Raw genomic sequence first — 13,640 nt, 5'->3', positions numbered from 1 at the left:
TAAATCTTCCTAGTTTTGAACGAAAAAACAAGTTTTGAAAGCCTCTCTCCTTGCAGGGGAGAGGTTTGGAGAGGGGTTTTTAGCATCCGTCGAACTCACGTTAAATAGGGTCGTACAGATGTACGACCCCACTCAATTTCCGAATACGGTTTAATTTATCCCTAATCAAGAAGGTGATATTGCTTGAATATTCTAGAATTTACCTTATTAGTTTGGCTGGGTTCTGCTAGTGCGGGATTTTTGGGAGCGTTAACAGGTTTAGGCGGTGGAGTAGTTCTGGTTCCCCTCTTAACTTTAGTATTTCACGTTGATATTCGTTACGCTATTGGTGCATCTTTAGTCTCTGTAATTGCAACATCTTCGGGTGCGGCTTCTGCTTATGTCAAAGAAGGTTATACAAATCTGCGCTTGGGAATGTTTTTGGAAGTTGCTACTACATTTGGCGCGATCGCAGGTGCTATCATTGCTGCCTACACTCCTACTAAAATCATAGCGGTGGTGTTTGGCGTTATCTTACTTTACAGTGCCTATCTTTCATATCTACCCCACCCAGAACACCAACAAGACCAACCTCCTGATTCTTTAGCAACTCGTTTGCGCTTAAATAGCACTTACCCAACTTCCGAAGGGGAACAAGCTTATAACGTCCGTGCTGTCAGAGCGGGTTTTAGTCTGATGTTTGTTGCTGGGATGCTTTCGGGTTTGTTGGGTATTGGTTCTGGCGCACTCAAAGTATTAGCAATGGATCAATTTATGCAGATTCCCTTTAAAGTTTCTACCACTACCAGCAATTTTATGATTGGGGTGACAGCCGCCGCTAGTGCAGGAGTGTATTTAAAACGAGGTTACATTGATCCTGGTTTAGCAATGCCTGTAATGTTGGGTGTAATATTAGGCGCATTATTAGGAGCAAAAGTATTAGTTAGAGCCAAGGTAGGAGTTTTAAGAACGATTTTTAGTTTAGTAATTTCGCTCTTAGGCATACAAATGATTTATAACGGGTTAGCTGGGAGAGTATAAGATGTTGAACACCAGACGAAGCTTGAGCGAAAGACGATTTGAAATATTAGTTGGTAAGCTACTACGATATGGGGTAATTATATCTACTACTCTAGTTTTTATTGGCGGTTTTTTATACTTAATTCATCATGGTAGTGAGGTTCCTAATTATCAAATTTTTCACGGTGAACCCCCAGATCTAAGGAGTCCTGAAGGAGTTGCCACAACAGCTTTTTCTGGTCGTCGTAGTATTATTCAACTAGGATTATTGTTATTAATAATTACACCTGTTGCTAGAGTCGCCTTTTCTCTACTCGCTTTTATCAGACAGCGAGATAGTTTGTATATCACTGTAACAATTATTGTACTTTTAGGTTTGCTAATCAGCTTAACTGGGAATTAATGTAGAGCGTACATCTGTAAACCCCTATCTGTCTTTTGCAAAGAAGTGATATATTGCATTTGTCCCGACTGAGTATGAGCAATGGATTTGCCTACAGGACAGCGAAGTCGAGGAGTAGTGCTAAGTCCCGCAGGACAAGCAAAACTGCAAAATCGGATGCTTCAGCTAGAAATAGAACGCTATGCTGTTCAAGAATTAGTGCGGCGTTCTCAATTGGTTGAAGGACAGGGTTTGCATCCTGCTACAATTCGCAAGATTTTGCGGTGTCAAGGCGTTGACAAGGATTCGATCGCGCTTGTATTTAAAGCGGTAAATTTACAACTAGAACTGGAAGATTACACAGGTGCGAGGCGAGTTCTGGAGTTAGCAGTTGAGGAGGGGAAGAGCGCGGGAGCAGGGGAGCAGGGGAGCAGAGGAGCAGAGGAGCGCGGGAGCAGGGGAGTAGGGGAAGGAATTACTACCTCAGCAGGGCTGACAGACTGGGGGGAAGCTGTTGATGTTACTTTGTTCTGTGGGCGTTCAGCAGAGATATCTACCTTGAAAAAATGGGTGTTGGAAAATCGCTGTCGGTTGGTTGCGCTTTTAGGTAATGGTGGAATTGGTAAGACAACCTTGGTAACTAAACTGGCGGAGGAAATTCAATACCAGTTTGAGTTTTTAGTATGGCGGAGTCTCAGAAATGCGCCTCTTTTACCAGATTTGCTAGACGATGTACTAAAAGTTTTATCTTCACAGCAGACTACAGAATTACCAAGTACAACCGCAGGTAAAATCTCTAAGTTGATAGAATATCTGCGTCAGCATCGCTGTTTGTTAGTGTTAGATAATCTAGAAACTTTGATGCAAGATGGCAGCTATGCAGGTAATTTTCTGGCAGAGTATGAGGGGTATGGCGAACTATTGCGGCGTGTAGGCGAAGTTGCACACCAAAGCTGTGTTTTAATCACCAGTCGGGAAAAGCCTGATGAAATTGCGGCTTTAGCTGGAGACATTTTACCTGTGCGATCGCTACAATTAACAGGTTTAAATAACGACGCTCAAGAAATCCTGACAATCAAGGGTTTGTCTGTATCCGAGCAGGAAAGTCAGCAATTAATTGAACTATACAGTGGTAATCCCCTGGCTTTAAAAATTGTCGCCACCGCAATTAAAGATTTATTTTCTGGTGATGTTGCAGCATTTCTAGCAACGGGGATTTCCAGTTTTAATAGCATCCGCGCATTACTCAATCAGCAATTTGAACGCCTGACTGAAACTGAAAAAAGCGTGATGTATTGGTTAGCGATTAACCGTGAAGGCATTTCGTTATATGAATTGGAAGATGATATTTATCCTCAGTTACTTAAACACCAACTCCTAGAAGCGGTAGAATCAATTCTCCGGCGTTCTTTGATGGAACAAAGCATCATCGGGTTTACGCAACAACCCGTGATTATGGAGTATGTGACAGAGCGGTTTGTTGAACAAATGTCCGCGGAAATTGTTGCAGGTAGAAACAATGTCGCAACCCACATCTATGCGCCCCTACAAATAACCCACGTCCTGCTGAAAGCAACCGCAAAAGATTATGTCAAAGATGCACAAATACGTTTAATTATCAAACCCCTAATTGCAGATTTATTGCGTCAACTGGGTAGCAAAAAAGCGATCGCCCAACAATTAATGCAAATTTTAGCTACGCAGCGTGAGCAAGCATCTCTAGAGTCGGGTTATTTAGCAGGGAATATTCTGAATCTATTGCATCATTTAGAAATTGACTTAAGTGACTACGACTTTTCCTATCTACCAATTTGGCAAGCTGACCTGAGAAGCATCAATTTACACCGTGTCAACTTTACTAACGCTCATTTCTCGAAATCCGTTTTCAGGCAAATTTTTGGTAGCGTTTTAGCAGCAGCATTCAGCCCCGATGGAGAATTGTTGGCAACGGGTGATGATCAAGGCGATGTGAATTTATGGCGGGTTACAGATGGTCAACTGCACTTGACTTTGAAAGGTAACGCTCTGGCGATAAAATCTCTATGTTTTAGTTCTGATGGTCAAACTCTCATCAGTCATAGCACCGACCAAACCATCCAATTTTGGGATATCAATACTGGGCAAACTGTCAGAACCATACAACGTTATACTAGCCAAGTTTTAGCGATCGCTTGTACTGCCACAGGTAGCATTCTCGTCAGTCGTGGGAGAAATCAAACTGTGAGTTTATGGGATTTGTCCACCGGAAAATCTCTAGCAACTTTACAAGACCAAACCAATCAGATTCAGGTTGTAGCCTTAAGTCACGATGGCGAACTACTAGCGACAGCTGGAGGCGATGAACCCATCAGGTTATGGAACGCACAGACAGGAGAATGTCTGCATAGTTTCTATGGTCATCGTGAAAATATCCAATGTCTCGCTTGGAGTGACAAAAGAATTTTAGCCAGTGGTAGCGATGACCAAACAATCAAACTTTGGGATACAGAAACAGGGCAATGTCTTAGCACTTTATTAGGACATAGTGGCTCGATTTTATCAGTAAATTTTAGTTCTGATGGATTAATTATTACTAGTGGCAGTGCCGATCAAACTATCAGGCTATGGGATGTTCCGACCAGAAAGTGTCTGCGAGTTTTGTCAGGTCATGAAAACTGTGTGCGAACGGTAATATTTAATGCTGATAGTGCAGTTTTAGCTAGTGGGGGAGACGACCAAGTAATCCGACTGTGGGATACTGCTACAGGGCAATGTATCAGAACATTACAAGGATATACAAACCAAATATCAGCTGTGAGTTTTATTCACACTGGTCGAATCCTGGTCAGTGGTAGCCATGACCAAGCAATCCGACTGTGGGATACTGCTACAGGGCAATGTATTAGAGTATTGACAGGGCATACAAATCATATTTTAGCGATCGCACTTCATCCCCATCAACCAACTCTTGTCAGTGGTAGTGCTGACCGAAGTATAAAACTCTGGGACATAGAAACTGGGCAATGTCTAAAAACCTTGGACGAACATCAAGAAACAGTCACTTCAGTAGCTTTTAGCCCTAATGGTCAAATCCTTGCTAGTGCGAGCAGCGATCAAACTGTCAGAATTTGGGATGGAGAAACAGGCGAATGTCTTGATATTTTCTCAGGACATACAAATACAGTCTTTTCCGTGGCTTTCAGTCCAGATGGGCAAATTCTCGCTACAGCTAGTGCTGACCAAAGCATTAGAATTTGGAACTTGAGAACTGGAGAATGTCTGCAAATTTTACGAGGACACACAAATTCAGTATTATCTGTAGCTTTTAGTTCAGATGGGCGCATCCTGGCAAGTGGTAGTGCTGACCACACCATTAAACTTTGGGATGTGCAGACAGGAAATAATCTGCAAACTCTGCAAGAACATACCAATCAAGTCTTATCAATCAGTTTTAGCCACGACGGACAAACCCTGGCGAGTGGTAGTGCTGACCATACCCTAAAACTTTGGGCTGTAAGTACAGGTAAATGTTTAAAAACATGGCGTGGACATAGTAGCCAAGTATTGTGTGTAGCTTTTAGCCCAGATAGAGAAACCTTAGTCAGTAGCAGTGCAGACGAAACAATCAGACTATGGAGTATCCATACTGGTGAGAGTGTACAAATCCTGAGAGCAGATAGACCCTACGAGGGGATGAATATTACAGGAGCAAACGGTTTAACCCAGGCACAAAGCGTAACACTCAAAGCATTGGGAGCAGTCAGCAAATGAATCAAAATCATGGGCAAAATTGGCTTTCAGGCTTAGTGAAGAATGTCCCACTCAGCCGTGTTTTGGTCGTCCCATTTCTTTTACAAATCTCGCTAGCAGTAGGGTTAACAGGATACTTGTCTTTCCGCAATGGACAGAAAGCAGTAAATACAGTAACCAGCGAGTTACGCCAAGTAATTGCCAACCAAGTTAGACAAGACTTACAGACTTTTTTATCTACTCCCCATCAGGTATTAAATGGCAACAAAAACGCCTTGCAGTTTGGACTGTTAAATATGCAGGATATTACTGCTTGGGAACCATACCTAATGCAGCAATTAGAACTTTTTCCCTCATCTGTTAGTATCGCCGTTAGTAATCAACAAAAAGAATATTTATTTGTAGAGAAGCTGAATAATGATGAATTTTTAATCAGCAAATCGGGAAGGTTAAGTAATTATAACCTTTATAGCTATAAAATTGATAGCAAAGGTAAACGCACTCAATTACCAGAAGTAATCAAAAATTTCGACCCGCGATCGCGCCCTTTTTATCAAACAGCAGTACAGCAAAAGCAATTTAGTTTTAGTCAAATCTACGCTCCTTTAACAGAAAAAAACCTCCAGATTAGTGCCTCCGTACCTATTTACAATTCTCAAGGTAAGCTCTTGGGAGTTAATAATACAATGATCCATTTATCAGATATTGGTAAGCATTTAAGAAACTTCAGAGTAGGTAAATCAGGACAAATTTTTATTATTGATCGCACAGGATTTCTAGTAGCTTCCTCCACAGGAGAGCAACCCTTTCTTGTCAAAGATGGTAGAACTGTCAGACTGGCTGCAACCCAAAGTAGTAATTCTTTAACTCAAGCCACATCAAAATATTTAGCCAGCAAATTTCGCAACTTACATCAAATCCATCGTTTACAGGAATTAGAATTTTCGATTGCAGGGCAACGCCAATTCATAGAAATTGAGCCGTTTAATACTGAAACAAATATCAATTGGTTGATTGCAGTAGTTATCCCAGAAAGTGACTTCATGGGACAAATTAACCGCCACACGCAAATTACAATTCTCCTCTGCTTGGCAGCCTTCTTATTAGCTACGGTATTAGGTATTTTAACAACTCGTTGGATTGCTAAACCCGTTCTCCGCTTGAGTAAAGCCGCCAAAACTTTGGCAGGAACGGCTACATCTGGCAGTGTTACCAACGAGACAGAATCAGTAGTTTTTGTAGAAGGTATTGCCGAACTGGAGGTTTTGGGTCAATCTTTTAACCAAATGTCTGGGCAGTTACGAGCATCTTTTGAAGAATTAGAGATGCGAGTGGAACAGCGAACGCAAGAATTACAACAAGAAATTTTTGAGCGTATTCAAAATGAACAACAACTAAGCCAGCATAGTCAGGCATTAGCAGAACTAGCCAAGCATCGGTCAATCTCTGAAGGGGATTTAGAAACAGCGTTTCATATTATTACAGAGAAAGCTGCCCAAGCTTTAGAAGTAGAAAGAGTTAGCATCTGGCTTTATAGTAGTGATCGCAGCAAACTCCAATGCGTAGATCTCTACGAACGTAGCCATAATAGACATTCCGCAGGACAGGAACGTAGCCGAGCAGAGTATCCTATGTATTTTGCAGCCGTAGCCAGTAGCAGAACAATTACTGTTAATGACACTCGTAACGATGCACGAGTACAGGAATTTTGGTATGAACAATTAGAACCAAACAATATTGTTTCGCTGATGGATGCACCAATCTGGGTTGGAGGTGAAGTCGTGGGAATGGTGTTTAACGAACAGGTTGGTATTACTCGCCAGTGGACATTAATTGAACAAAATTTCGCTGGCTCAATTACTGACTTTGTAGCATTAACGCTGGAAGTTTGCGATCGCCAACGCGCAGAAGTAGCTTTACGCCAAGCCAAAGAAGCGGCGGAAGTCGCCAACCTAGCCAAAAGCGCATTCTTGGCAAATATGAGCCATGAATTACGCACTCCTCTCAACGCCATTTTAGGAATTACAGAAGCACTGCAAGATGAAGTCTGTGGCCCAGTAACAGAAGAACAACACAAGTCTCTCAAAACTCTAGAACGTAGCGGTAAGCATCTACTAGAACTCATCAATGATATTCTCGACCTTGCCAAAATTGAATCTGGCAAGATGGAATTAGAACTGTCACCTACCTCTGTACAAGGATTATGTGAATCTAGCCTCACCTTTGTTAAACAGCAAGCATTCAAGAAAAATATTCGCCTCAATGTCCAAATACCTGAAAATATCAACAAAATTCAAGTCGATGAGCGACGAATACGGCAATTACTGATCAATTTGTTGAGTAATGCTGTGAAGTTTACCCCTGATAATGGCGAAGTGAGGCTAGAAGTTACAACTCAAATAGATGCAATCACTAATCAACTTAAGACAATTCAATTTAGTGTAGTAGATACTGGCATTGGAATTACGCCAGAGAATTTGTCAAATTTATTTCAACCCTTCGTTCAAGTAGAAAATACTTATACTCGTCGTTATGCTGGTACTGGCTTAGGGCTATCATTAGTCAAGCGAATTGCCGAACTACATGGCGGTAGTATATCTGTTGAGAGTGAGGTTAATCAAGGTAGCAGATTTACAGTTACGCTTCCCTGCAAAGAACCGGAAAGACAAATTAGAGAAGTTGTAGAAGAAACTGAAATTGAGACTAGAGAACTTGTAGAGAGTGGAAATATCTCTTCTGCACCATTGATTCTCCTAGCAGAAGATAACGAAGCTAATGTCTTAACTATTACACAATATTTAGAAGCTTATGGCTATCGAATTGTACTAGCTAATAATGGAGAAGAAGCAGTAGAAATTGCCAAAACCCAGCGACCACAGTTAATTTTAATGGATGTACAAATGCCGGAAATGGATGGCTTAGAAGCAACTCGCCAAATTCGCGCCGACGCAGACATTGCCCATATCCCAATTATCGCCCTCACTTCTTTTGCCATGCGATCGGATAAAGAACAAATCATGGCTGTTGGCGTAGATAGTTATATGTCAAAGCCTGTAAGTTTAAAACAGTTAGTTGCAGAAATCGCTAAATATCTTTCACATCTTTCGTAAAGGCGCATAGCACCCTGACGATAAGTTTATCTATATGACTTTTTGATTAAAATAATATTACTTATACATAGAATATTTGCAAATATTACTCTTTATTTTCAGATGTTATATATTCTCAAAACCCTTATCTAGCATGGCTTAGGGACGAGAATTATTTATTCAAAGCGAATAATTTCGACGAAAGTTCAATTATCATTTCCAGAATTTACTTTTAGTCTGTATATAAATAGATTCACTTACTTGCTCTATGCTAATTAGCCTTCTACAAACTCTTGCCGAAATTTTAGTTGGGGGAACTTCTCTCACCGGTATGGAGCAAATTGATTTTAACCTTCCTGGCAGTAGAGCGAATAGCAATTTTGTCCCAACTATCAATTTGTATTTGTATGATATTCGTTTATCGAATCAATTACAACAAACTGGTAGGCGGGTAGAGCGAATGTTTTTAGAAGGAGGAACAGCAACTTCCACAGTAACTCAATTACCTACTTGGTTTGATGTGTCACTGATGCTAACAGCTTGGGATCGTACAGCTTTGAGTGAATATCATCTGTTGACTGAAGCAATGACTTTATTACTACGTCATGGCTATCTCAATGAAGAGTTTTTACCTGCTGAACTATGCGGTTATGGACAGTTACCCATGACTATTACTAGTTCACCACCTATTGAAGTCGGCTCTTTATGGAATTCTCTCAATTTACCTGTGCGCCCAGCATTATACCTGACAGTAACCGCTCCTTTGGGTGCCGAAAAAACTTCAGTACCTTTGATTTGGGAGCGAATTATTAGTCTTGAAAATCAACAGCAGAAGAATACCAAAAACCCAGTGCTAGCGCAACATCGCGTTTCCATTGCAGGTATTGTCAAAAACGCAGTCACCAATTTGCCGCTTGGCGAAATAAAAGTGGCTATTAAAGGAACCGAAAAGTCAGTAATCAGCAATCAAGAAGGGTTGTTCTGGTTTGACAATCTTTCTTTAGGCAACTATGTGTTAACACTGACTTGTCCTGGTTATGTAACCCAGACGTGCCATGCTTTGGTAGATGGGAAAACTTATTCTTTAAAAGAAGTAGCACTAACTCCTGAAAACAACACATGAATAATCTATAGTGGCGTTCATTATTTATGCCCTTACCCCGCCTATGTGTTGCTGTAACGAAAAATGTGCAATCTAAACTTGCATTATCCTAATCCTGATTTGGAGAGACTTCATGGCTAGACTTGATTATTCTGCTCCTGGTGTCTATATAGAAGAAGTAAACCGGGGCAGTCGTGCAATTGAAGGTGTCAGCACCGCAATTGCTGGTTTTGTGGGTTTTACAGAAGATGTTCGCAATGGTGCGGAAGTCTTTAAGCCCATGTTAGTAACCAATTGGTCGCAGTATCTTAAATATTTTGCCCGGCCTAATTCCGATGGTTATACAGACTTCAATGCTTATTTGCCTCATGCAATAAATGGCTATTTCTTGAATGGTGGTGGTCGCTGTTGGATTGTCAGTATTGGTACTCAATTACCAGGTACACCCAAACCCACAGCCTTAGAGCCTGCTACAGTGCAAATTAACGGTCGAGGAAATCGTGCCTCACTCATTTTTAACCTACGTCCTGAACAGGCAATTGGCGGCGCTATCGAGATTTTAGTGAGTGACGGTTCACCTCGTCCACTCCCTGAAGGTACAGAAGGAGAAGCCCCTGCCAATACGGGTGAGTATTTCACACTCCAGATTCGTCGAGGCGAGGACATTCTAGAGCAGTACGAAAACTTAACCATGAATGCTGAGGTACAGCCTCAAGTAGCAACTTATGCGATCGCTGCATTGCGTAATTCTATGTATGTCTCTGTAGCAGAAGCATCACAAACAGGACGGCCTTTAGCTCGACGACCTGTTAATGGTCAATATGAACTCGCCCCACCAATCATTCCATCTACACCAGATCGCTTTGCACGCGATGTAGAAGGGCTACGCGATGACCGTACAGGGGTACGTGGATTATTTGAAATTGATGAAATCACGATGATTGCTTGCCCCGACCTCATGCGAGCTTATGAAGCAGGACTCATGACCTTGGAGCAAGTTCACGGGATTATGGAACTGATGATTAGTATGTGTGAAGGCTCTGCGAGTGGAGAGATACCCAACCCTCCCAATCGCATGGTCTTATTTGACCCACCTCCAGACCGCGTTAAACCCCAAGAGGTTGTGGATTGGTTAAATAACTTTAACCGTCGTTCCATGTTTGCAGCACTTTATTACCCTTGGATTAAAGTTGCTAACCCACGTAACGCTGGCAGACCGATCCTTGTTCCGCCTTGCGGTCACATGATGGGTGTTTGGGGTCGCATTGATGAAACAAGGGGAGTACACAAAGCACCTGCAAACGAAGTGCCTAGAGGTGTGATTGGCTTAGGTTATGACATCAATTTCCGCGAACAAGAGCTATTAAACCCTATTGGCATAAACTGTATTCGTAACTTTCCTAATCGTGGCATCCGCATTTGGGGTGCAAGAACTCTTGTCGAACCAGAAGTAACTGAATGGCGTTATATCAGCGTCCGTAGGTTGATGAGTTACATAGAAAGATCCTTAGAATTAGGTACACAATGGGTTGTTTTTGAACCCAACGATGCAGAAACTTGGGCGCGTGTTAGACGCAATGTGAGCGTCTTTTTAGAACGCATTTGGCGAGAAGGAGCCTTGTTTGGAGCTACAGCCAAACAATCCTACTATGTCAAATGTGACGCAGAGATTAATCCACCAGAGACTAGGATGCTAGGCCGTATGTATATTGAGGTAGGCGTTTGTCCTGTCAGACCGGCTGAGTTTGTTATCCTTCGCATTAGTCAATGGGAGCCTTCTGAATCAGAGGATGCCGCCGCATAACTGTCTGACTACACCAGCAGAGGTTGTTAATTTCTCATAATTTTGTTTTTTCAACTCTATCTTCATACTACTTACTCACTTTTTTGTTAAATCAAGGAGAATCAAAATGGCAGCAGGTGATAATTCCGCAGCACAAAAATTTGTTCAAGGCTGCAAATTTAAGGTTACTTTAGACAACTTGGGTACACAATACGCCATGAGTGTCGCTAATCAATCAATAGAAACGCCAACAACTCAATTAAACGTAGGCTTTTCTAGCCAAGGTCAACCAGGTGTACCTGTACAAGCACCTCTACCTGCTTTGCAGCAAGATGCAACAAAAATCACGGTACAGTTTGCAACACTTCAGGGTGATATCAAAGTTCGTCAATGGTATGACCAATGCACCACAGGTCAGTTAAATGCCAACAAGCAAGAAATGATGTGGATTGAATATACCACAGACAACCAACCTGGACACTCATCACATTTGAGTGGAGCTTATCCAACTAGTTACAGAAAAGAAGATTTGGGTCTAGATGCTACCAGCAAAGTCCAAATAGAAACTGTGGAGATTATTGGTACAAATTATGAAGTTCAAGCAGCTTAATCAGCTTCAAAAATAGCTTTGTAATTTGCTAATAATCTTGTTTAACCTAGTTTAGAGAGTGTTTTCAAAGTATTCTGTTCCCCCTTAATGTAAAAAAATTAAAATCCCCCTTTTTAAGGGGGATTTAGGGGGATCTAAAAATCCCTAACTGCACAAAAAGTAGTTGGAAAACATATTTTATCTCTAGTTATTCTCTGATTATGAAAGTGATAAATTATGACTAATAAAAATTTCGCCTGGTTAACAAGTTGTAGTTTCTATATAGAACTGAGCCTAGATAACTCCAACGACAAAATTGATGGCATATTTATGAATTGCCAAGGATTACAACGCAGTCAAGAAGTGATTCAAATCTGTGAAGTTACTCCGCAAAAGTGGGGTATTAAAGAAAGTAAGGGTCGGATAACCAGAACTAAAATTCCTGGCAATGATAATAGTAATAATATTATTCTTCGTAGAGGATTAACTTATTCCACAAGATTTTGGGATTGGTTTGAGAGTGTTCAACAAGGGAATTGGGCTAAACAACGCCACGTGATATCTTTGAATATTTGCAATAATGCGATGGGCAGACAAGTACAAGCAAGATACGAATTAGATGGTGCTTGGCCTACTAATTACACATTAGCTGATATTCAAATTGATAAAACCGAGTTAGCTGTTGAAGAATTAGAAATTGCCTTTGAAGGAATGAAGCGTGCGCCCCTGCCTGATATAGAGCGAAGCTTTGCAGATAGTCTTTAAATAATTGACTAAGCCCCGTTGGGGCAGGTGTGGGCTGTGAGGTGTGGGAAACGAGACAGCCCCAACAAAGGGTAGGTCTTCAAGCCCTGCTCTTGAGGTCAATTATGTTGGTAGGGGTTGCATTCCAACACCAACACCTTCCCTACACCCCACACCCTACCCCCTGCGCGAAGCGTATGACAAGTACCATAATAAACCTAACCAGAAAACAGATGTTTCCTAGAGAGTTTGAATTTACACTTCCCAAAGGTTATATAGACGCTGACGGTAATATTCACCGTAAGGGAATCATGCGCCTAGCAACAGCAATGGACGAGATTGCACCTATGCGAGATCCGCGCGTGAAGTCTAATTTAGCCTATGCCACTATCGTTATCCTGTCTCGTGTAATTACCCGTCTTGGTGCTTTATCTGAAATTAGTCCGATGGTTGTAGAAAACTTTTTTGCTCAGGATGTGAGTTATCTCCAAGATTTTTACCGTCACATCAATGGTTTGGAACATAAAGAGAATGTGCCAAATGTGTTAGAGCAACAGGATAATCCTCTCGAAACTCTTGTTAATACTTAACTTCTTTACCTTCTATGCCTCGTAAACATTCCATACATACTGAATATCCCTTTACTCTACCTACAGGTTTGGTCGATGGTCAAAACCGAGTTCACCGTCAAGGGATGATGCGTTTAGCTACCGCAAAGGATGAAATTATAGTTCAACAAAATCGTTATGTTCAAGAAAATACTGCATATAGTTTTTTAGTGATGCTTTCACAAGTTATCACTCGCATAGGAAGTTTAAATTCTGTCACTCCAGATTTATTAGAAACCCTTGTTTTGCGAGATATGGGTTATCTCAAAGAGTTTTACAATCGTGTGAATCAACAAGGAAATGCACATATTCCTACTCAATGTCCGCATTGTAATAATCAGTTTGCTGTTGAGTTAGCACTTGCGGGGGAGTTATAAGCTACCCCTCTGAAAGGTTATATGAGGAGGTAGCTTTTGTTGCTTACCATTTTCACTGGTCGCAAGATGATATTCTCAATTTGGAACACGGAACTCGTAAACGATGGATTGCAGAGATTAATAAAATTAACCAGCAATTATAGCGATCTTAGTTAAGTAAGATACAGAATTTTTTAAACGCAGAGGTGTGCGGAGGAAAGCGCAGAGGTACGCAGAGGTTTTTTCAACTTTATTGGCG

At 41.3% G+C, this 13,640-nt stretch carries 11 protein-coding genes; all 11 read left to right on the top strand.

The window, feature by feature from the left end; translation table 11 throughout:
• Positions 1-183 precede the first annotated feature (183 nt).
• The 11 genes from H6G76_RS21895 to H6G76_RS38100 all read left to right on the top strand — a co-directional run bounded on the left by H6G76_RS21895 (position 184) and on the right by H6G76_RS38100 (position 13,545).
• Positions 184-1,020, top strand: coding sequence for a sulfite exporter TauE/SafE family protein (locus H6G76_RS21895; protein ID WP_190705491.1), 837 nt, complete (start codon positions 184-186; stop codon positions 1,018-1,020).
• A 1-nt stretch (position 1,021) separates the two neighbouring features.
• Positions 1,022-1,402 (top strand): DUF1634 domain-containing protein, encoded by a 381-nt coding sequence (locus tag H6G76_RS21890; RefSeq protein WP_190705488.1) that lies wholly within the window; start codon positions 1,022-1,024, stop codon positions 1,400-1,402.
• A gap of 81 nt (positions 1,403-1,483) precedes the next feature.
• Entirely contained in the window at positions 1,484-5,131 is a 3,648-nt protein-coding gene (locus H6G76_RS21885) for an eIF2A-related protein (RefSeq protein ID WP_190705485.1), read from the top strand.
• The gene (locus H6G76_RS21880; protein ID WP_190705483.1) at positions 5,128-8,220 is read left to right on the top strand and encodes an ATP-binding protein; all 3,093 of its coding nucleotides are present in this window, start codon (positions 5,128-5,130) and stop codon (positions 8,218-8,220) included. Before H6G76_RS21885 ends, H6G76_RS21880 begins: the two co-directional genes overlap by 4 nt.
• 247 nt (positions 8,221-8,467) lie before the next feature.
• A complete protein-coding gene (locus H6G76_RS21875; protein ID WP_190705480.1) occupies positions 8,468-9,322 on the top strand; it encodes a Pvc16 family protein in 855 nt (284 codons plus the stop codon).
• Between the two features lie 112 nt (positions 9,323-9,434).
• Positions 9,435-11,105, top strand: coding sequence for a phage tail sheath C-terminal domain-containing protein (locus H6G76_RS21870; RefSeq protein ID WP_190705477.1), 1,671 nt, complete (start codon positions 9,435-9,437; stop codon positions 11,103-11,105).
• Between the two features lie 106 nt (positions 11,106-11,211).
• Positions 11,212-11,694 carry a phage tail protein gene (locus tag H6G76_RS21865; protein ID WP_190705474.1) on the top strand — a complete coding sequence of 161 codons (483 nt, stop codon included), beginning with the start codon at positions 11,212-11,214 and terminating at the stop codon, positions 11,692-11,694.
• Between the two features lie 216 nt (positions 11,695-11,910).
• Positions 11,911-12,438 (top strand): phage tail protein, encoded by a 528-nt coding sequence (locus tag H6G76_RS21860; RefSeq protein ID WP_190705465.1) that lies wholly within the window; start codon positions 11,911-11,913, stop codon positions 12,436-12,438.
• Positions 12,439-12,650: 212 nt separating this feature from the next.
• The gene (locus tag H6G76_RS21855; RefSeq protein WP_190705462.1) at positions 12,651-13,007 is read left to right on the top strand and encodes a hypothetical protein; all 357 of its coding nucleotides are present in this window, start codon (positions 12,651-12,653) and stop codon (positions 13,005-13,007) included.
• Between the two features lie 14 nt (positions 13,008-13,021).
• The gene (locus tag H6G76_RS21850) at positions 13,022-13,402 is read left to right on the top strand and encodes a phage tail assembly protein (RefSeq protein ID WP_190705459.1); all 381 of its coding nucleotides are present in this window, start codon (positions 13,022-13,024) and stop codon (positions 13,400-13,402) included.
• Positions 13,399-13,545: a DUF6760 family protein gene (locus H6G76_RS38100; protein ID WP_313934814.1), complete on the top strand. Its 147-nt coding sequence runs from the start codon at positions 13,399-13,401 to the stop codon at positions 13,543-13,545. Before H6G76_RS21850 ends, H6G76_RS38100 begins: the two co-directional genes overlap by 4 nt.
• Positions 13,546-13,640: the final 95 nt, after the last annotated feature.

It is taken from the genome of Nostoc sp. FACHB-152, from assembly GCF_014697475.1.
Classification (GTDB): Bacteria; Cyanobacteriota; Cyanobacteriia; order Cyanobacteriales; family Nostocaceae; genus Nostoc_B.
Note: the sequence above shows the minus strand (reverse complement) of the source record. Positions and strands in the feature narration are given on the sequence as shown.